Annotated in this window: 13 protein-coding genes; 6 read left to right on the top strand and 7 right to left on the bottom strand. The window is 73.4% G+C overall.

What is annotated here, in order from left to right:
- Positions 1 to 12: 12 nt before the first annotated feature.
- From ACIGO8_RS28080 to ACIGO8_RS28060, 5 genes are all read right to left on the bottom strand, one after another.
- Positions 13 to 1,581: a phage tail sheath family protein gene (locus ACIGO8_RS28080; protein WP_399736353.1), complete on the bottom strand. Its 1,569-nt coding sequence runs from the start codon at positions 1,579 to 1,581 to the stop codon at positions 13 to 15.
- Between the two features lie 170 nt (positions 1,582 to 1,751).
- A complete protein-coding gene (locus ACIGO8_RS28075; protein ID WP_399736436.1) occupies positions 1,752 to 3,956 on the bottom strand; it encodes an AAA family ATPase in 2,205 nt (734 codons plus the stop codon).
- A 98-nt stretch (positions 3,957 to 4,054) separates the two neighbouring features.
- Positions 4,055 to 4,861, bottom strand: coding sequence for a DUF4255 domain-containing protein (locus ACIGO8_RS28070; protein WP_399736351.1), 807 nt, complete (start codon positions 4,859 to 4,861; stop codon positions 4,055 to 4,057).
- The gene (locus tag ACIGO8_RS28065; RefSeq protein ID WP_399736350.1) at positions 4,858 to 8,007 is read right to left on the bottom strand and encodes a hypothetical protein; all 3,150 of its coding nucleotides are present in this window, start codon (positions 8,005 to 8,007) and stop codon (positions 4,858 to 4,860) included. Before ACIGO8_RS28065 ends, ACIGO8_RS28070 begins: the two co-directional genes overlap by 4 nt.
- Positions 8,008 to 8,236: 229 nt before the next feature.
- Positions 8,237 to 8,926 (bottom strand): response regulator transcription factor, encoded by a 690-nt coding sequence (locus tag ACIGO8_RS28060; RefSeq protein WP_399736347.1) that lies wholly within the window; start codon positions 8,924 to 8,926, stop codon positions 8,237 to 8,239.
- Positions 8,927 to 9,106: 180 nt separating this feature from the next.
- On the opposite strand from ACIGO8_RS28060, the gene ACIGO8_RS28055 reads away from it, so the two are divergent.
- Positions 9,107 to 10,426 (top strand): hydrolytic protein, encoded by a 1,320-nt coding sequence (locus ACIGO8_RS28055; RefSeq protein WP_399736344.1) that lies wholly within the window; start codon positions 9,107 to 9,109, stop codon positions 10,424 to 10,426.
- A gap of 324 nt (positions 10,427 to 10,750) precedes the next feature.
- Here the strand turns inward: ACIGO8_RS28055 and ACIGO8_RS28050 are convergent, their stop codons facing one another.
- Both ACIGO8_RS28050 and ACIGO8_RS28045 read right to left on the bottom strand, forming a co-directional pair.
- Complete coding sequence (locus tag ACIGO8_RS28050; protein ID WP_399736341.1) at positions 10,751 to 12,850, bottom strand: DUF4157 domain-containing protein; 2,100 nt, start codon at positions 12,848 to 12,850, stop codon at positions 10,751 to 10,753.
- A 110-nt stretch (positions 12,851 to 12,960) separates the two neighbouring features.
- A complete protein-coding gene (locus tag ACIGO8_RS28045; protein ID WP_399736338.1) occupies positions 12,961 to 14,760 on the bottom strand; it encodes a DUF4157 domain-containing protein in 1,800 nt (599 codons plus the stop codon).
- Positions 14,761 to 15,265: 505 nt separating this feature from the next.
- Between ACIGO8_RS28045 and ACIGO8_RS28040 the strand changes: the two genes are divergently transcribed.
- The 5 genes from ACIGO8_RS28040 to ACIGO8_RS28020 all read left to right on the top strand — a co-directional run bounded on the left by ACIGO8_RS28040 (position 15,266) and on the right by ACIGO8_RS28020 (position 19,995).
- Complete coding sequence (locus ACIGO8_RS28040; protein WP_399736336.1) at positions 15,266 to 16,126, top strand: HipA family kinase; 861 nt, start codon at positions 15,266 to 15,268, stop codon at positions 16,124 to 16,126.
- Positions 16,123 to 16,506 carry a DUF3037 domain-containing protein gene (locus tag ACIGO8_RS28035; protein WP_399736334.1) on the top strand — a complete coding sequence of 128 codons (384 nt, stop codon included), beginning with the start codon at positions 16,123 to 16,125 and terminating at the stop codon, positions 16,504 to 16,506. Before ACIGO8_RS28040 ends, ACIGO8_RS28035 begins: the two co-directional genes overlap by 4 nt.
- 192 nt (positions 16,507 to 16,698) lie before the next feature.
- A complete protein-coding gene (fabG, locus tag ACIGO8_RS28030; protein ID WP_399736332.1) occupies positions 16,699 to 17,460 on the top strand; it encodes a 3-oxoacyl-ACP reductase FabG in 762 nt (253 codons plus the stop codon).
- A gap of 38 nt (positions 17,461 to 17,498) precedes the next feature.
- Positions 17,499 to 18,266, top strand: coding sequence for an SDR family oxidoreductase (locus ACIGO8_RS28025; RefSeq protein ID WP_399736330.1), 768 nt, complete (start codon positions 17,499 to 17,501; stop codon positions 18,264 to 18,266).
- A 148-nt stretch (positions 18,267 to 18,414) separates the two neighbouring features.
- A complete protein-coding gene (locus ACIGO8_RS28020; RefSeq protein WP_399736328.1) occupies positions 18,415 to 19,995 on the top strand; it encodes an ABC transporter substrate-binding protein in 1,581 nt (526 codons plus the stop codon).
- Positions 19,996 to 20,029 lie beyond the last annotated feature (34 nt).

The following is a 20,029-nucleotide window of genomic DNA, read 5'->3' as shown; positions in this document are numbered from 1 at the left end:
CGGACCCGAGGGTCACTCGTCGATGAGGCTGGTGCTGTCCGAGAACTGGGCCAGCCGGAACACCACGAACTCGGCCGGCTTGACCGGCGCGACGCCGATCTCACAGACGACCCGGCCCTGGTCGATCGACTCCTGCGGGTTGTTGTCGCGGTCGCACTTGACGTAGAACGCCTCCGCCGCCGTGCGCCCGAACAGCGCGCCGCGGCGCCACTCCTCGGTGAGGAAGGCGGTCACGTTGCGCCGGATGCTGGACCACAGCCGGTCGTCGTTCGGCTCGAAGACCACCCACTGGGTGCCCAGGAGGATGGACTCCTCCAGGTAGTTGAAGAGGCGGCGCACGTTGAGGTAGCGCCAGGCCGGGTCGGAGGAGAGGGTGCGGGCGCCCCAGATGCGGATGCCGCGGCCCGGGAAGGCCCGCACGCAGTTCACGCCGATCGGGTTCAGCAGGGCCTGCTCGCCCTTGCTGAGCCGCAGCTCCAGGTCCACGGCGCCGCGGATCACCTCGTTCGCGGGGGCTTTGTGCACACCGCGCTCGGCGTCGCTGCGCGCCCAGACGCCGGCCACGTGTCCGCTCGGCGGGACCGTCGCGTTGCGCCCCGAGGCCGGGTCGAAGACCCGCACCCACGGGTAGTAGAGCGTGGCGAAGCGGGAGTCGTAGCCCGCCTCGTCCTGGCGCCAGCGGCGCGTCTCCTGCGCGTTGAGGCCGGGCGGGGTGTCCAGGACGGCGACCCGGTCGCCCATCTGCTCGCAGTGCGAGATGACCGCGAGCTGGACGGTGCGCACGCCCTCCTCGTCGATCGCACCGCGCTCGTAGGCGCTCATCAGGTCCGGCACCGCGACCATGGTGATCTCGTCGATCGTCTCCAGACCGGCGAAGCCGGTGCGGGCGCCCGCGTCGCCGACGTACTCCGCCGGGTCGAGGCGGGCCGGGTCCGACCCGCCGGCCGGGGCGGCGGGCGCGGCCGCGGCGGTGGCGTCCGGCAGCGCGACCGTCTGGCTCTCGGGCCGGGTCTGCGTGGCGTCGCGGCGCTCGGCGACCGCGATCAGCTTCGAGCCGCGGGTCTGGGTGACGACGTAGCCCTTGACGCTCTTGCGGGTGGAGACCTCGTAGGACTCGGCGACCTGGTCGCCCTGGCGCACCAGGATCCTGAAGCGGTCCTCGGGCGGGTTGTCGCCCTCCACGTCCGCGATCTCCACGGACACTCCGCTGACGCCGGGCCTGGCGGAGACCAGGAAGCCGCCGAGCTCGACCGGCCGGCCGGCCGGGATCTCCTGACGGCCGTCGGCGGACGACGCCGCTCCGGCACCGCCCTCGGCGCCCTGGCCGACGCGCACGATGTACGCGGCGCCGCCGCCGTTGGCGAAGTAGCCGTAGACGGCGTGGGGCAGATAGGTGCCGTCCGCGAAGCCGCCGAAGGTCTGGGTGTACTGGTCCCAGCTGGTGACCAGGGTCGGCTCGTGGAACGGCCCGCTGCGCGCGAAGCCGACGAACGCGGCGACCGCGGTGCCGACCCCTTCGATCGGGCGAGCACCGGACTGCACCTCCTCCACGTACACGCCCGGGGTGAGGTACGTCGGCATGCTCGCTCCTTCGCTCTGTCACTCGTGTCACTTCTGGCGGTCCCAGCCTTTCCGGCGAGCCCGCCCGGGCGAAAGGTGCGCGCGGACCTGCGCGGGGGCAGCCGGGCTGCCCTCCCGGGACCCGCTCGCGTGACCCCTCGCGTGCGCCGCTCGCGGGACCCGGCCCGGGCTCAGCGCCGCGTGACCTCGGCCAGGTACGGGCCGAACTCGCCCGCCAGGACCAGCCGGCCGAGCTTGCGGTACTCCTCGGCGACGGCCGTCACCACCTGCGTCATGGTCAGCGAGCCGCCCGCCGCGGCCGCCGCGTAGGCCGCGGTGACCGCGCAGGCGCGGATGTTGCCGCCGGCCAGCTCGAAGCGCTCCGCGCAGAAGTCCAGGTCGAGATCGTCCGCGCGGGGCAGCCGGTCACCCAGGCAGCGTTCCCACAGGGCAAGCCGCTGGGCGGCGTCGGGCACCGGGAAGTCGGCGATCACGTCCAGGCGGCGGGTGAACGCCTCGTCCAGGTTGGCCCGCAGATTGGTGGTCAGGACGGCGATGCCGTCGAAGGACTCCATCCGTTGCAGCAGATACGCCGACTCGACGTTGGCGTGCCGGTCGTGGGCGTCCTTCACCTCCGAGCGCTTGCCGAAGATCGCGTCCGCCTCGTCGAACAGCAGCACCGCGTTGACGGACGAGGCCTCGGTGAAGATCCGTTCCAGGTTCTTCTCCGTCTCGCCGACGTACTTGTCGACGACCGTGGACAGGTCCACCACGTACAGGTCCATGCCCAGATCGGCCGCGACGACCTCGGCGGACATGGTCTTTCCGGTGCCGGAGGAACCCGCGAACAGGGCGATCACACCGCGCCCGCGCCCACCGCCCGGCCGCATCCCCCACTGCCCGAGCACCTGGTCGCGGTGGCGGGCGCGGACGGACAGCTCCCGCAGCTGCCGGTGGGTGGGCGGCGGCAGCACGAGGTCGTCCCAGCCCACCGCGGGTTCCACCCGACGGGCGAGCCGGGCGAGACCGGCACCGCTCTGACCGCGGACGGCCGTGCGCAGGTCGTCGGGGGTGACCGGCCGGCCGTCGAGCACGGCCGTGCGGACGGCGGTCCCGGCGGCGCGCCGCAACTGCCCGGCGTCCAGGCGGTGGGCGGCCACGGACAGCGCGAGCGCCTCCACGTCGGGGACCTCGACCGGGCTCCCGTCCCGGCTCCCGTCCGGGATCCTCTCCGAGGGCTCCGACGCTCCGTCACCGACCCAGGCCGACCCGGCGGACCCGGCTCCGGCGGACCGGGCCGGCCCGCTCGGTCCGCCCCGCCCGGTGAGTTCGGTCAGCGCCTGCTCCAGCGCGTGCCGCCAGCGCTCCGCGTGGCGGGCGGGCGCGGGCGTCGCCACCGGGAGGGTGACGGGGGTGTCGGCGGCCCAGGCCGGTTCCCAGCCGCTCGTGCCGTACGTGAGCAGGGGCACGCCCCGCAGGGCCGCGCACACCGTGCGCAGCAGGCGGTCCCGCACGCCCGGCTGGTCGGGCAGCGCCTCCAACGGGCCGAGCACCACGCCCCCGCCCGTCAGCCGGGCCTCCCGGGCGACGGCCCGGGCGAGCGCGGGCACGGCCCGTTCGTCGAGACCGAACGCCGCCGCGTCCAGGCAGAGCGCGGGCAGCCCGGCGGCCCGCAGCGCGGCGGAGGCGAGGCCGGCGGCGTCGCCGCCGCGCGCCCGGAGATGCACATGGCCCGTGCCGGTACGCAGCGCGGCGACCGCGCGGTCCCGCTCGGCCGGGTCGGCGGCCGGGTCCTCGGCGCCCCCGCCGAGCAGCTCGGCGAGGCGTGGGTCGGGCGTGTCGTCGCCGAGCAGATGCGCGGTGACCCGGTCGGGGACGGCGAGCACCCGTGAGAGCGGCGGACGTTCGGGCTCGGTGAGCTCGACGAGGCCGCCGGAGACCAGCGGCGCACCGGGGGACAGCCGGAAGCGCGCCGAGGGGATCCCGGTGCGGCCGACGAGTTCCAGCGCGAGCCCGACGGTGGGCCGACGGCGCGTCAGGTCGTCGTTGAGATAGCCGTAGAGGCGTTCGAAGCGGGCGTCCAGGTCCGGCGCCAGGGCGACCAGGAGCAGGTCCAGGTCCAGCGGAGCGAGCCCGAACCGGCCGGCCAGGACCGCGAGCGGCGAGCCGGGCGGCGGGTCGGCCGGGTCCAGGGCGGGCAGCTCGGGGTCGTAGGGAGGGTCGAGCACCCGGGCGACCGCCTCGGGCGTCAGGTACTGGCCGCGGTAAGGGTCGTCCGGGTCGGGGTCGACGGCCAGTCGCGCCGCGACCGCCCACCGGACCCGCTCCTCGACGAGCTGCAGCCGGGTCCACAGACAGCGGGCCGGCTCGTCCGTGCCGGGTGCCGGTGGCTCCAGGTGCGCGGACACCGGCACGGGGTCTGGTACGGGTCCGGGACCGGGTGCCGACGGCGGCTCGGGCTTCCGGGCCGCGGGCCCGGCCGGGGCGGTGCCGGTCACGGCTGACGTCCTCCTCGCCGGCGGCGGGCCGGTGCCGGGCGCCGCTCGCGGGGAGCGCCGAACCCCTCGCCCGGGGCGGGCTCCGCCAGCTCGGTGTACCGCAGCCGGTGCTGTTCGTCGCCGCCGCCGGTGCCGCCGTCGTTTCCGCCGGCGCCGTGGCTGCCGCCGGCGTCGTGGCCCGGCTCGGCGTCTCTCGCCTCCGGCCGTGTCCCGGCCCCGGGCGACGGCGGCCGCAGCCCGGGACCGGAGCGCAGGGCGAGGCCCTCGGTGACCGGCGGGGCGGCGTGCCGGGCGACGCCGGCGAGCGGGGCGAGGACCCGCAGCCCGATCGACGGCCGCAGTTCGCCGCCGAGCGCCGACCACACCTCGGAGGCCGCCGGGGCGTCCGCGCCGGTGCCTCCGACGTCGAGCGGGACCAGCAGGCCGAGTTCGGCGAGGGTCCCGCCGAGCAGCCGCGGCGGCACGGAGTCGTGGGCCACCAGGCAGGACAGCACCTCGGAGAGCAGCCGGTGCTCGTCCTGGGGGCGGCCCGCCCACGCGGTCACCAGATAGGTGAGTTCGAACCAGCGCGGCGGGGTGCGCCGCGCGACGACCAGGCCCTGCGCGTCGTACACCTCGCCGCTCCCGCTGCCGCGCCGCGTGGGGTCCTCGCGGACGTCGTACAGGAACACGCAGACCGTGGGCGCGCTGCGGCGCGCCGCCCAGTCGCGCGTCGGCGCGTCGAAGACGACCTCGACGCCCGACGTCTCGAGCCCGGACTCGGCGAGCAGCCGCCGCAGTCCCTCGTCGACCTCGTGGATCATCGGCGCGTCACCGTGTCCGGCGGCTGCACGGTGCCGCTCACCACCAGGAAGTCGGTCGTCACCGGCGAGAAGCCGGGACCGCTCGCGGTGATGATCCGGGGGCCGGTCTGGTCCTTCGTGAGGATGAGCAGCTGCCCGATGAACGTGCCGTCCCGGCGCGGCACGGTCGGCGCCGCCGCGGCCGTGATGCCGGGCTTCCAGGTGAACGTCACGGGCACGCCCGGCGGGAAGTCCTTGCCGCGCACCGAGGTGACGAAGCCGGGCTTGCCGATCGGCGGCACGGCGACGATCTTCGGCTGGAGGATCCGGACGCGCCGCTGGGCGGTGTTGTCGCGCGGGTCGGCGTCCGTGCCGCTCGTGGTGAGCCGGCCGGTGACGCGTCCGGTGAGCGCGCGGTCGGGCCGCAGGACGACCTGGACGACGGCGCGGGCGCCGGGCGCCAGGTCGGGCAGCGCGCAGGACCAGGAGGCGTCGCAGCCGGGCGGCGGCCCGTCGTGGGGGATGCCCGAGGGCAGGCCGACGCTCAGCCGCAGTCCGGTGGCGAGGGCGTCCCGGCCGTTGCGGACGGTGTACGTGACGACGACGCGGCCGCCGACGTAACCCGGCTCGGGCTGGGCGCTGACCCGCACACCGGGGCCCGCGAGCGGGGCGGGCGGCCGGGGCGGAGCGGTCGGCTTCGGGGTGGTGGGCGCGGGTGTCGGCGTGGAGGGTGCCGGGGTGGTCGGCGTCGGCGTCGGTTCGGGCGCCTCGCGCACGGGGACCACCGTCCGGCCGGTGTTGTCGCTCGGGTTGGGGTCGAGGACGGTGCCGGTCACGGTCCAGTCGACCGGCTGGTCGCCCGGGACGAGCCCGGTGAGGGTGACGGCGACCGGCACCGTGGTGCCCGGTGGCACGATGCCGAGGGCGCAGGTCAGCGCCGCCGGATCGCAGGTGGCGCCGGGCGCGGTGAGGGCGGTGACGGTCAGGCCCGTGGGTGGCGCGACGGTCAGCCGGGTGCCGGGCGAGGCCGCCGGGCCGCGGTTGACGACGTTCACCTGGACGGTCCCGGTCTCGCCCTCGGTCACCGGCGTCGTCGTCGCGGGTGCCTCGACCGCGAGGTCGACGGACTGCTGGACGGCGGGTTCCTTCTGGCGGCCGGGCAGGTCGGTGGTGATCGCGGTGAGTTCGCCGGTGGCGACGTCCACCCGCTTCAGCTTCTCCGGGCTGTTGGGTGCCCGATGCGGCCTGACGCTGACGAACAGGCTCTTGGCGTCGGACGTCCAGGCGGCGTCCCGGGGCTGGAACGGGCCCGGGTTCTCCGGCAGTTCACGCGTGCAGGCGCCCGGCACGTCACGCGCTGCCTGGGGCAGCAGCACCCGGCAGGTGTCGCCGGTGAGGGAGGTGAGGACGATGCCGTTGCGTTCGTCGAGGCGGCCGCCGCCGCTCTTCCGGTTGAGGGCGATGGTGGTGCCGTCCGGCGAGAACGCCGGGCTGTCGTCGATGACCTCACAGTCACCCGGGCAGATCGCGGCGCTCAGGTCGCGCTGCTGGTCGAGACGGTCCGCGCGCACGGTCCAGACGTGCTTGTTGCCGCCGTTGCCGTTGATCACCAGGTTGCGGGTGAAGGCCAGGGCGGTGCCGTCGGAGGACCAGGTCGGCTGGGCGTCACCACCTCGCGGCTCACCTGCCGGCGGGACGATCTCGCCGCGGATCGCGCCCGTGGTGACGTCCGCGATCAGGATGCGGCTGGGCCCGGCGGCCCCGCCGCCCCCGCCGGGCGAGGTGCGGGTGAAGGCCAGGAGCCGCCCGTCCGGCGAGAACGTCGGGTCGGTGTCCCGGTCACCGGGGCCGCGCCCGGCGAGCGGCAGCGGCGCCGCGTTCGCGCCGTCCGCGTCCACCCTCCAGATCCGCTCGATCCGCCCCTCGGGGGCGTCCTCGAAGCGGGTGACGACGATCCGCCGGCCGTCGGGGGTGTAGTTCTGCCGCTCGGTCCACGGATCGGAGCCGTCCGCCGGCTGGAACAGCGGGTCCTTGGCCGGATCGGTGTTGGTGTCCGCGGCCGGGTCCTCCTTGAGGATCGTCAGGCCGAGGTCGCGCGGATCGGCGCCGTCCGGCCGGGCGTCCTGCAGGGTGACCACGTGCGGCCCGGCCGCCGTGGTGCGCTCGACGACCGTGCCGCCGCCGGTCATCGGCCCGAGCCAGGTGACCTCGCTGACCTCCCGGTCCTCGCTCAGCTCCACCTTCGGAGTGGCCTCCGCGTGCGCGTCCACGCGGAAGACGTGGTTCCAGTCGCCCTCGCAGTCGCAGGTGCGGTCCGGGCTGAGGAACAGCAGACCGTCCCCGTCGGGCAGCCAGGCTGCCCCATGGGTGCGCCACCGCGCCGCCGCGCCCGACAGGAGCTGCCCCTTGTCGACCCCGTCGGTCCACTTCAGCCGGGGGCCGTCGGGGCCGGTCGCGGTGTACGCGACGACATCCCGGTTCTCCGCGTCGTCCACCGGGTTCCAGACCGGCTCGGAGGCGGTGCCGTCGGCGGGGTCGCTGACCAGCCTGGCGGCGCCGCCGTCCAGCGCGCGCACGTACACCTGCCGGCCGGCCACCGGGTCGGCGTCGCTCACGTACGCGAGGCGCCCGCCCTCCGGCGAGACCGTGGGGTGCACCTCGTTCGCCGGCGTCCGGGTCAGCCGGGTGAGCCCGGCGCCGTCCGTCCCGATGCGCCAGATGTCGCGCTGCCCGCCGTCGGGCCGGGCCGCGTCGAAGACGACCGCGCGGCCGTCCGGGGTCAGCCGGGGGTTCGCCGCGTCGAGACCGCGGGTCAGCCGGTGCACCGCGCCGTCGGCGGTCCGCAGATAGATCTGCGGGGTCCGCTCGTCGCGGCGGCTCGCGAACACCAACTGGTCGCCGAGCGCGGCGGGCTGCACGTCCTCATGGGTCGGGCCCGGTCCGAACAGGGGCGTGCTGGAGGTGCCCGTGGCGACCCGGCCGATGCTGCGGTGCCGGGTACCGGCGAAGGCGATCCGGCCCTCACCGGCCGCGGCCGCCCGAGGGCCCGCCTGGGCCTCGTCCGGGGCGGAGGCCGCTGTCACCGCGAGGAGAGGGACCAACAGCAGCAGCGGTGCCGCGACCCTTCCCCAGCGGTACCGCCGGCCACCGGAGCCACCCGTGCTCATCAGGGTCCACCTCACAGTCCGGTGCGTTTCCGTCCGCGTACGACGCGGCGTACGACTGACGTGAACCGCACGTACGACTCCACCTACGACTCGACGTACGACTCCACGTGCCACCAGGCCACCATGCCGGGCCGCGGGCCCCTCGGGCAGGGCCACGGGGCCGCACCCGAGGGAAGCGCGCCCTGCGCTTTCGGGCAGCCGGCCGCCCCGCGGCCGGCCTGGGTGTCGCTCAGATCAGGCCGTTGCGCAGGGCGAAGCCGACCGCGTGCGTGCGGTTGCGCAGCTGCAGCCGCGTGATCACCTCGTGCAGCACGTTCTTGACGGTCCGTTCGGAGTACGAGGTCTTCCGCGCGATCTCCGCGGTGTCCAGGCCCTCCGACACCAGCCGCAGCATGTCCGCCTCGCGCGCGGTGAGCGTGGAGAGCGACGAGGCGTGCGGGTCGAGCGCCGCGCGCTGCAGGCCGCCGACGTGGTGCATCAGGCGGGCGACGAGGTCACCCGGCAGCACCCCCTCGCCCTTCGCCATCGCGAGCACCAGCCGTAACAGCCGGTCCTGGTCCGCCTCGGCGCGCCGCAGCACCGCCGTGACCCCGCACTCGATGGCCCGCTGCAGGGCGTCACCGGACTCGAAGGTGCCGACCACCAGGCCGGTGGAGGTACGCGAGTCCTGCCGAAGCCGCCGCAGCAGCGCCACGGTCTCGTCGTCCACGGTGTCCACGGTCACCAGCGACACCCGCGCACCCTCCGCGTGCCCCTCGTCGACGAGTTCTATCTCGGGGCGCTGGCGCAGCTGATGGACCACCCCGACGTGCAGCACCGGATCGGCGGCGTACACCGCCACCGAGACCCGCCGCCCCGATCGGGGCGGCGGGACGGTGCCGGACGAGAAGGTGATGTCGTTCTGCTGACCCTGTGTCATGTGCTTTCCCTATTTCGTGAAGACGGGCGAGGGGGAGTGGAAGATGCGGAAAGGGGCAGGAGAGTTCCGGTGAGCCCGATCGGCTCACGCGGCCAACTGCCTGACGGGGCAGCACCGTTGCCCGGTGCCTTGCCCTCCGGTCCGTCGCGGCGTCCGCGGCGCCGCCGATAGCGTCGAGGGGTGACGTCCCCAGCAGCCTCTTCCAGCCCTGGCACGCCCGCGCTCGACATCCCGCGGGTGTCGGTGACGCCGGGCGGCACCGCGATCACCAGCCTGACCGTGCGCAACGACGGCGACATCGTCGAGGCGTACGGCCTGGAGGTGGTCGGCGACTGCGCCGCCTGGACGACGGTGGAACCCGAGCGGGTCTCCCTGTATCCGGGCACCTCCGAGACGGTGACGATCCGGCTCGCGCCGCCGCGCTCCTCGCAGGTACGGGCCGGCGACATGCCCCTCGCCGTACGCGTGCTGCCCACCGAGCACCCCGAGGCGGTGCGGGTCCCCGAGACCGTGGTCCGCATCGAGGAGTTCCGGGAACTGCGCACCGCCGTCGCCCCGCGACGCCGCCGCGGCTGGCTCCGCGGCCGCTACCGGCTCGCGGTGCGCAACGAGGGCAACGCGCCCGTACGGCTGGGCTTCGCGGCGGGACAGCCCGGCGAGGAGCTGAAGTTCGACTTCCGGCCCACCGCCCAGGCGCTCGAGCCCGGGGAGTCCGCCGAGGTGGGGCTGCGCGTCCGGACGGGCCGGCCGGTCTGGTTCGGAACGCCGGTCACATGGCCCTTCACCCTGGACGTGACCGAGGAGCGGGACGCCGAGGAGGCTGAGGACCCGAACCCGGTCCGGCCGCCGCTGGACGCGGAGTTCGTCCAGATCCCGATCTTCCCGAGGTGGCTGCTCGTGGTCCTGGCGGCGCTGCTCGCGCTGCTGATCGCCTGGTTCGCGCTGGTGCGCCCGGCGGTGCGCAGCACCGCCGAGGAGGCCGCTGACGAGCTCGTCCAGAAGCGGCCGGTCCCCAGTGCCGAGCCGAGCGCACCGCCCTCCGCGGGGACCGGCGACGGCAAGCAGCCCGGCGGCACCCGGAAGGGCACGGGCGGAAACGGTTCCGGCGAGGGCACGGGGCCCGGCGGCGGCTCGGGCGGCGGCGGGCAGCAGGGCTCGACCACGATCGACCTGGAGACCTCCGGCGGCCGGACCGAGACCGGTACCTACACCGTGCCGAAGGACAAGGCGTTCGACATCACGGACATCGTTGTCGCCAACTTCCAGGGCGACGAGGGCGTGATGACCATCGCCTTCGGCGACCGGAAGATCACGACGATCGCACTGGAGACCTTCCGCAACCAGGACTACCACTGGGTCACCCCCATCAGGATCGTCGAGAACCAGACCGTGACCATCCAGGTGACCTGCGCGACGCCGGGCACCCCCGCCACCGGGCGGCAGGCGCAGAAGTGCCACGAGGTCCTGAACGTGAGCGGAGTGCTCAGCGACCTCAGGTGAGCCGGTGGTACGGACCATCTTCGGTGACATCCGTGGGCGTGCAAGCCGCGCGGTGACGCGCTGTCCGGAAGGTGACACCCCAGGGTGACGAGAAGCTGTCCGATTTGCGGACATGCGTTCTCACGCGAAATGGGGCAAAGCGGCGGACTTCGGTCCGCCGTTTCGCGTCCGACCGGCGGGGCAGGAAGACCGGATCACCCCCACCGGCCCGTCAGGTCGGACCTGTCAGGCCCGCCAGGCCCGCCAGACCCGCAAGGCCCGCCTGACCTGCCAGGCCCGCCTGACCTGCCAGGCCCGCCAGGTCTGCCGGACCTGCCGCTCCCGTCAGGACACCGGCACCGGCAGCTGCTGCCCCGAACGCAGCACGACCCTGGCCGAGCCGAGGTCGACCGTGTTCGGCAGCATCGCCTGAGGCCGCAGCAGGTCCTTGAGCAGATACCTCATCAGCTCCTCGCCGGACATGGCCTTGAGCCGGGCGGCGAGCTCCGGATTGACCGGCTCCAGCCGCAGGATCTCCACGATCCCCCGCTCCACGAGGCCGGGCACGATGTCCGCGCCCATCAGCGTGTTGGACCGCAGCCGCTCCTCGTGGACCTGGGCGTGCGCCCCGTCCCCGTACGTCATGGTGCTGAACTCGTCCGCCAGCGCCTGCGTCATCACGAACGGGATCTGTCCACGACGCTCCGGGTCCGACTCGTTCTCCATCTCGTCCATCATCCGCGTGTGGTCCATCCTGTCGGCGGCGGCCGTCGCCCCGACGTCGAACTTCCGGACCGGCAGCGTGAACTCCGGCGAGAACTGGTCCTCCCGGGTGCCCAGCCGGCTCTGCGTCCGCGCCCGGTCGGAGGGCTGCGCCCGCACCGTCGGGTACTCGCGCTGGGCGAAGTCGCTGAGCATCAGCCAGCCCTGGGTCATCAGCGGGGAGCCGGCCAACGGGATCTCGATGCGGGCCGGCTCCGAGCCGCCGAACCGGGTCTCGCGGAACGGGCTGCCCGGGTACTCCAGGAAGAAGAAGACGAAGCCCTCGTTGGCCAGGACGTGCTTGTCGTACGCCTCCGAGTTGTTCGGCGCGTCGGGATTCGCCCGGAGCAGCTCGGTCTTGGACTTCATGTGCCCCTGGGCGAGCATCTGCTCGGCCCGCTCCCTGGCCGTGTAGTGGGCGAGCACGCTCTGCCGCAGCGCCGTCCCCAGCTTGGTCCGTACGTCGGTGACCCAGGCCTCGTCCTTCTTCGGGGCGACCTCCTTGTTCAAGCCGGCCAGGTTGAGCTCGGACAGCTCGCGGAAGTAGCTCGGCCCGCGCATCCTGAACGCGGCCGCGCTGTCGGCCCACTCCTCGCGCTGCCAGAGCATGCCCTGGTCCGTCATCGCGCGGAAGGGCTCCCGGGCGGCGTCCGGCAGGCTGTCGTCCCGGCTGATCTGGCCGCGCACGATCCGGAGTTCGTTCTCGACGGCGGTCAGGGCCGCGGTCAGGAACTCCGCGTTCGGGCCGCTCGCGTCCTCCACCTCCGGGGCGATCAGGTGCTGGAGCTGCGTCAGCGCCATCAGGCAGTGCATCGCGTCCCGGTTGGGATCCTCGTCGTACGCCTTGATGCCGTCGCGCACCCGGGTCACGAGCGGGCCGCTCGCGGTCGGCTGGGATCGGTTCAGCGACGCCTTGACCCGCCCGAACAGGCCTCCGCCACGCGTCGGCTCGGCCAGGGCCGGCAGTGAGGTGCCCAGCTCCTCCGGACCCTTGCGCTGGACGACGCCTCCGGTCCCGGGCGCCGGCCCGGTCCCGGCCGGGGAGCCGTGATCGTGCTCGTCCGTGGCGTGCCGGCCGGCCGGTCCGGACATCACCCGCCGCGCGTTCGCCTCGGCCGCCCGCTCGAACCTGTCGCCGGGGTCGCTGACCCGCAGCCCGTGGCCCGTGTCCGTCCCCGCCACCGGTCCCTGCCGTTGCTGGATCACATGCGTCAGCTCATGGGCGAGGGTGTGCTTGTCCTTCCCGCCGTCGGTGAGCACCACGTGGTTCCCCGAGGTGTACGCGCGGGCGCCCAGCTCGTCGGCGGAGCGCTGGGCGACCGGGTCGGTGTGCACCCGTACGTCGCCGAAGTCGGCTCCGAGCCGGTCCTCCATCTCCGTGCGCACGGACGCGTCGAGCGGCCGTCCCGGCGACCGGAGCACCTGGTGCGCCGCGGAACGCCGCACCGGTGCCGCCTCGTCCTGAGCCTCACCCGGGGACGCGGCGGCGCGGCCGGCGGCGAGCATGCGGGTCACCGCCGCGTTGCCGACGGCCCGCTGGAGCGCCGGAAGAGTGCCCGCCGCCGGGTTCGTGACGGGAGGCGCGGCAGCGGGCCGCTCCTCGGTCCGGCCGGGCTGCCGGGACCGGGCCGGGCCGTCCTTGACGGCATCGGCCGAGGCCTTGCGGTGAGCGGGGCTGCGCATGGGTCTGCCTCCCGGGAGACGCGGTGGGACGCCCTCCTGCCTACCAGCGGCCCGACCTCCCGGCCATGCCCGTTCGGGCAGAGCCGGGGGAAGACGGAGGAGGCCGTCGGTCAGGCGCCGCCGGAACCGCTGCCGGATCCGCCGCCGGCGCCGCCGCGGGCCCGGCTGGCCGGATTGCCCTGGCCCCGGTCGTGCTGATACGCCTCCTCGGCCCACCGGGCGAGTCCGTCCAGCTCCGCCTTCAACTCGTCCCACGTCTTCTTGTTGGAGCCCATCGTGCGGATCTCGAACGGCACCATCGTCGAGCCCGCCTCCTTGTGCGGGGCGATCTGGTTCATGCCGCCGAACACACTCTGCTGGTCCACCTGGGTGTCCCCGTGGATCGCCGACCGGGCGAAGTCGATGAGCGACACCGGGTCCCCGTCGATCTGCCGGGTCGCCTGTTCCCGGAACTCGAGTTCGCGGTCACCCTGCCCCGGTTTCTCCTGGTACGTGGCCAGGAGGTCCACGACCTCCTCGGCCGTGCCCGTCAGGAAGTGGCGGAACTCCTCGGCGAGCAGGGCGCGCACGTCCGAGAGCCGGGACCGGGAGAGGACGGCGGTCAGGTTCTTGATCTGGCCCGAGTCCTCGGCCTCCGCGAGGTAGTCGGCCACCGCCGCGATCTGCATGAAGAACAGCTGGGCGTAACCGTTGAGTTCGTCCGTCTCCACCTCACGCTTGCGCTTCTTCGAGGCGTACTGCTCCTTGTTCTCCTCGTACAGCTTCACGATGTCGTCGGCGAAGTGCTCCGCCTGGGAGAGCCGGAACCGAGCCCGGCGGCTCGGCGCCCCCGGCACGTCGGGCGCGGCCTGACGCAGGTGGCCGAAGAACAGCGGCATGCCCCGCAGCGGGACACCGACCGAGTAGTGCACGAACAGTCCGTCCCCGTTGCCGGGCGAGCCCGCCTCCTCGGGATAGCCCACGCCCGGCGCGACCCGGGCGTCCGCTCCTGCCGGAAGGATCTGCAGGTCCAGCGGCATGCCCGCCAGCGGTGTCCGGTCCGTGGCGGCGTAGAACCCCTCACGGACCCGCCGGATCTCGTCGACCAGCCGGACCAGCCGCTCCCGGCCGGACTCGCTCTGCGGGCCGACCACCTTCACCGCCCCGGTCACGAACTCGATGTTCGAGTACGTGCCCTTCCTGCCCGCCCCCAGGAGCCGCTTGTCGGAGACGACCTTGAAGTCCTCCTTCGTGCTCCGGGCCAGGTCGGTGTCACCCGGGTAGTTGTGCCCTGCCGAATCCTGCACGGGCAGGCTGACCTCGGTCTCGAAGCCCAGCATGCGCTGGACGGGCGCGCCGTCGCCCGCCCGACCGGGCCGCCCCGGTTCCGCGGCCGTGGGCTCCCGCCGCTCCGCGGCCCGTGGGACCGGCGGGCCGGACATCACCCGCCGCGCGTTCGCCTCCGCCGCCCGTTCGAAGGCGTCCGACGGGTCGGAGAGTGCGAGCCCGGACCCGTTGTCCGTGGCGGAGACGGGCCCGCTGCGCTGCTGGACGACATGCGTCAACTCGTGCGCCAGGGTGTGCTTGTCGGCGCCGCCGGAACCGATGACCACATCGCTGCCGGAGGTGTAGGCCCGGGCCCCGATCTCGGCCGCGGACCGCTGGGCCGTCGCTCCCGTGTGCACGCGTACGTCGGAGAAGTCCGCGCCGAGCCGGTCCTCCATCTCCCGCCGCAGCGGCTCGGCGAGCGGCCGCCCGGGCCGCCGGAGCACCTCGGGGACGAGGGAACGGGACACGGAGTCCTGGCCGTGCCCCGGGGTCTGGCCGTGGCCGCGGCCCGCGTCGTGCGGGTGCCGCTCGCGCTGCACCGCCCGTGCCACGGCCGCGTTCCCGATGGCCGCCTGCAGCGCACCGGCCTGGCCGAGGGACACGACACCCGGCCCTGGCACGGCAGACCCGACCGCCCTGTCCGCCTGGCCCTGAGCCCGGGCCCGGCCCGCCCGTTCGTCCCCGGCCGCCCGTTCGCCGGGCGCCCCGCCCCGACCCCTGGCTTTCGCGTGCACCAGACCTCCTCCGGACCGACCTCGCCGCCACTCGCCCTGATGCCTACCTCGGCCCCGGTGGCCGCACACAGGTACCCGAGGGCAGTCCCGGGTCCACCGGCGCTGCCCGCGGCGCCGGACCGAGGACCGCCTCGTCGTCCGGCCGCCGCGCCCGGGGTCCGGCGATCACCCTCGGTTACTATGCTCACTCCATGCTGGAAGCCGGCAGCAAGGGGCGCGGCGCCGTCGACGGTCTGCCGGGGAAGCGGGTGACCGGTCCGTCGGCCGAAGGTCCCCGGCTTCTCCCGGCACATCGACCTGTGGTCCCGGCCTCCACGCTCCGGCGACGTCGTCCCTGGATTTTTGAGGCTGAAGAGATGGGTGACCCGGGAAAGTGTTGCAAGAGGTCGTAGCGACCCGCTATGTCACGCCCTTGCGTGAAGGCGGCTCGCTCCCCGGGATCGTCGAGGCCGACGATCTCGGCACGTACGTCATGAAGTTCACCGGCGCCGGACAGGGGCGCAAGACGCTGGTCGCCGAGGTGGTGTGCGGGCAGCTCGCGCGGCGGCTCGGGCTGCGGGTGCCGGAACTGGTGACCATTCAACTCGATCCGGTGATCGGGCTGTCCGAGCCCGACCAGGAGGTGCAGGAGCTGCTCAAGGCGAGCGGCGGGCTGAACCTCGGGATGGACTTCCTGCCCGGCTCGCTCGGCTTCGACCCGCTCGCCTACGAGGTCGACCCGAAGGAGGCCGGCCGGGTCGTCTGGTTCGACGCGCTGATCAACAACGTCGACCGGTCCTGGCGCAACCCCAACATGCTGGTGTGGCACGGCGACCTGTGGCTGATCGACCACGGCGCCACCATGATCTGGCACCACAACTGGCCCGGCGCCCAGGCGTCCGCCGCCAAGCCGTACGACGCCTCCGACCACGCCCTGGCCCCGTTCTCGCCGGACGTCGCCGCCGCGGCCGCCGAGCTCGCGCCGCTCGTGACCCGGGAACTGCTGACCGAGGTCGCCGCCGAGGTGCCCGACGAGTGGCTGGTCGACGAGCCCGGCTTCGCGAGCACCGACGAGCTGCGCGCGGCCTACGTCGAGGCGCTGCTGCCGCGTGCCGCGGGCATCCACGAGCGGATCACCCTCGGCCCGCGTACCGAGCGACGTCCCCAGCAGCCCCCGGGCTGGCTCGCCGAACGCCTCGCACCCCGCCCGCACGCCGCCGAGCAGCGCACCACGCAGAAGGACAGCACCACGTGACCGACCGCGATGTCTTCGAGTACGCGCTGCTGCGCGTCGTGCCCCGGGTCGAGCGCGGCGAGTGCTTCAACGCCGGCGTGGTCGTCTACTGCCGCGCCCGCTCCTTCGTGGCCGCCCGCACCCACCTGGACGAGGCCAAGCTGGCCGCGCTCGACCCGGCCGCCGACGTCCGTGGCGTACGGGCCGCGCTGCACGCGGTCGAGGGAGTCTGCACCGGCGGCGAGGCGGCCGGCCAGGCGGCCCGCGACGACGCCGGACGGCGCTTCCGCTGGCTGATCGCGCCCCGCTCGACGGTGGTGCAGCCGGGCCCGGTGCACACCGGTCTGACCGCCGATCCCGAGGCCGAGGTGGAACGTCTGCTCGACCTCCTCGTGCGCTGATCCGCGCCGATCGGGCCTCCTGCGCGAGACGGAGTGATCCGGTGCACCCGGTGGGCCGTTGACACCGGGTGCCAGGGCTTCTAGCGTCTCGTCCTGCGGGCGATACTAAGCGGTCGCTCACCTCCGGGAGAGCGAGTGGGCCGCCGGGTAGGGACCGCATCCAGGGACGATCCAAGGGCGAGGAGAACAAGCATGTCCACCACCGAGCAGCGGGTAGCCGTCGTCACGGGCGCCGCGCGGGGCATCGGAGCCGCCACCGCGATCCGGCTCGCGGCCGAGGGCCGCGCCGTCGCCGTACTCGACCTCGACGAGGCGGCCTGCAAGGACACCGTCGAGAAGATCACCGCCGCCGGCGGCCGCGCGATCGCCGTCGGCTGCGACGTCTCCGACAGCGCCCAGGTGGAGGCCGCGGTCGCCCGCGTCGCCGCCGAGCTCGGCGCGCCGACGATCCTCGTCAACAACGCCGGCGTGCTCCGCGACAACCTGCTCTTCAAGATGTCCGAGTCCGACTGGGACACCGTGATGAACGTGCACCTCAAGGGCGCGTTCCTGATGGCCAAGGCCTGCCAGAAGCACATGGTCGACGCGGGCTTCGGCCGGATCGTCTCGCTCTCGTCCTCCTCCGCGCTCGGCAACCGGGGCCAGGCCAACTACTCCGCCGTCAAGGCCGGCCTCCAGGGCTTCACCAAGACCCTGGCCAAGGAGCTCGGAAAGTTCGGCATCACCGCCAACGCCGTCGCCCCCGGCTTCATCGTCACCGACATGACCGCGCAGACCGCCGAGCGGGTCGGCATGGGCTTCGAGGAGTTCCAGACCGCCGCCGCCTCCATGATCCCGGTCCAGCGCGTCGGCCGGCCCGAGGACATCGCCAACGCCATCGCCTTCTTCACGGGCGACGAGGCCGGCTTCGTCTCCGGTCAGGTGCTGTACGTGGCCGGCGGCCCGCTCAACTGACCTCGGCCACGGACGGATCAGGGAAGAGGAGTACGCGCATGAGCGCGAAGGAACTGCCCGAGCTCTCGGGCAAGGTCGCCCTCGTCACCGGCGCCAGCCGGGGCATCGGCTACGGCGTCGCCGAGGCCCTCGTCGCCCGCGGCGACCGGGTCTGCATCACCGGGCGCGGCGAGGAGGCCCTCAAGGAGGCCGTGGAGCGGCTCGGCGCCGACCGGGTCATCGCGGTGCCCGGCAAGGCGCACGACGAGGCCCACCAGGCCACCGCGGTCGAGGCCACCATGGAGGCCTTCGGCCGGGTCGACTACCTGGTCAACAACGCGGGCACCAACCCGGTCTTCGGCCCGATCGCCGAACTCGACCTCAACGTCGCCCGCAAGGTCTTCGAGACCAATGTCGTCTCGGCCCTCGGCTTCGCCCAGCAGACCTACCGGGCGTGGCAGAAGGAGCACGGCGGGGCGATCGTGAACATCGCCTCGGTCGCCGGACTCTCCCCGTCGCCGTTCATCGGCGCGTACGGAATGAGCAAGGCGGCCATGATCAATCTGACCCTTCAGCTGGCGCACGAATTCGCGCCGACGGTCCGGGTCAACGCCATCGCCCCGGCCGTCGTGAAGACGAAGTTCGCCGCGGCCCTCTACGAGGGCCGGGAGGCCGAGGCGGCCGCGCCCTACCCGCTCGGCCGGCTCGGCGAGCCGGCCGACATCGGCGGCGCCGCGGCCTTCCTCACCTCGTCCCAGTCGGACTGGATCACCGGCCAGACCCTGGTCGTCGACGGCGGTATTTTCCTGAACGCCGGTGTCGGGTGACCGATATCCGGACACTCGGCTGAATTCCTGACCGGTTTGGCCCCGGTTATACGCGGAATGCCTTGAGTGCCCCGTCAGGGGGGACGATTGACCTGGCGGGGCGCTGCGGTATCGTCGGCCGACCCCAGGCCGAACGAGGAGCGTGCACGTGTTCAACCGGACCAGTCTGCAGGCCGCTGCAGCCCTTGCGTCCATATCCCTCCTGTCCGGATGCAGTGTGTTTTCGGACGGTGAATCCGCAGCTGAACAGAGAATCGTCGTGGGGACGACGAGTGCTCCCTCGACGCTCGATCCGGCGGCCGCCTGGGACAATTCCTGGGAGCTTTTCCGGAATGTCTTCCAGACCCTCGTGAGTTTCCCGACCGGAACCACGAGCCCGCAGCCCGACGCCGCCGACTGCGCCTTCAAGCAGGGCTCCTCCAGCCGGGTCTTCGAGTGCCAGATCCACGACGGCCTCACCTTCTCCAACGGCCACAAGCTGGACGCCGAGGCCGTCAAGTACTCGATCGAGCGGATCCGCACCATCGACGTCGAGGGCGGCCCCAACGGCATGCTGGGCTCGCTCGACAAGATCGAGGTCGTCGACCCGCAGACGGTCGTCTTCCGGCTCAACAAGCCGGACGCGACCTTCCCCTTCGTCCTCGCGACCCCGGCCATGTCCCTCGTCGACCCGGCCGAGTACCCGGCGGACAAGCTCCGCGAGGACGGCAAGCTGGTCGGCTCCGGCCCGTACGTCCTCGACTCCTACGCCGAGGGCGACAAGGCCGAGCTCACCCGCAACCCCAGCTACAAGGGCTTCGCCGACCGCAAGAACGGCGGCGTGACCATCCGGTACTTCAAGGAGTCCGAGCCGATGGTCGCCGCGCTGAAGAAGAAGGAGATCGACGCCACCTACCGCGGTCTGACCGCGCCCGAGGTCGTCGAGCTCCAGTCCGACAAGCCGGAGAACAAGGGCCTCCAGCTCGTCGAGTCCACCGGCGCCGACATCCGCTACCTCGTCTTCAACAGCAAGGACGACTCCGTCGCCAAGCCGGCCGTCCGCAGGGCCATCGCCCAGCTCGTCGACCGCGACGAACTGGTCAGCAAGGTCTACCAGGGCACCGCCGAGCCGCTGTACTCCATGGTGCCCAAGGGCATCGCGGGCCACACCACCAAGTTCTACGACCGCTTCGGCTCGCCCGACGCCAAGAAGGCCAAGCAGATCCTGCGCGCCGCCGGCATCACCGAGGCCGTCAAGCTGGACTTCTGGTACACCACCGACCGCTACGGCTCCGCCACCGCGTCCGAGTTCGCCGAACTCAAGCGGCAGCTGGAGGAGTCCGGGCTGTTCGAGGTGACCCTGCACGGCAAGCCGTGGAAGGAGTTCCAGGCGGGCTACCAGAAGGGCCAGTACCCGGTCTTCGGCCGCGGCTGGTTCCCCGACTTCCCGGACCCGGACAACTTCATCGCCCCGTTCGTGGGCAAGGAGAACGTCCTCGGCACGCCCTACGTCAGCCCCCGGATCACCGGCGAGCTCCTTCCGAAGTCCCGGCGCGAGAGCGACCGCGCGGCCGTCACGGACGAGTTCACCGAGGCCCAGGAGATCATGGTGCAGGACGTCCGCCTGCTGCCGCTGTGGCAGGGCAAGCTCTACATCGCCGCGAGCGAGGACATCGCCGGCGGCGAGCGGGCGCTCGACCCGCAGACCGTCATGCAGATGTGGGAGCTCAGCCGCCGCACCAGCTGGTAGCCGCACCCGCCGGCAGCCGCACCGGCTGCCGGCC

Origin of the sequence: Streptomyces sp. NPDC053493, from assembly GCF_044544825.1 — a bacterium.
Classification (GTDB): domain Bacteria; phylum Actinomycetota; class Actinomycetes; order Streptomycetales; family Streptomycetaceae; genus Streptomyces.
This window is presented reverse-complemented; position numbering and strand designations above follow the sequence as displayed.

What these genes read in the sequence shown, in the direction of transcription:
- fabG (WP_399736332.1), top strand. Translation starts at nt 16,699, where the DNA reads ATGTCCACCACCGAGCAGCGGGTAGCCGTCGTCACGGGCGCCGCGCGG.
- ACIGO8_RS28065 (WP_399736350.1), bottom strand. Translation starts at nt 8,007, where the DNA reads ATGAGCACGGGTGGCTCCGGTGGCCGGCGGTACCGCTGGGGAAGGGTC.
- ACIGO8_RS28050 (WP_399736341.1), bottom strand. Translation starts at nt 12,850, where the DNA reads ATGCGCAGCCCCGCTCACCGCAAGGCCTCGGCCGATGCCGTCAAGGAC.
- ACIGO8_RS28070 (WP_399736351.1), bottom strand. Translation starts at nt 4,861, where the DNA reads ATGATCCACGAGGTCGACGAGGGACTGCGGCGGCTGCTCGCCGAGTCC.
- ACIGO8_RS28060 (WP_399736347.1), bottom strand. Translation starts at nt 8,926, where the DNA reads ATGACACAGGGTCAGCAGAACGACATCACCTTCTCGTCCGGCACCGTC.
- ACIGO8_RS28025 (WP_399736330.1), top strand. Translation starts at nt 17,499, where the DNA reads ATGAGCGCGAAGGAACTGCCCGAGCTCTCGGGCAAGGTCGCCCTCGTC.
- ACIGO8_RS28080 (WP_399736353.1), bottom strand. Translation starts at nt 1,581, where the DNA reads ATGCCGACGTACCTCACCCCGGGCGTGTACGTGGAGGAGGTGCAGTCC.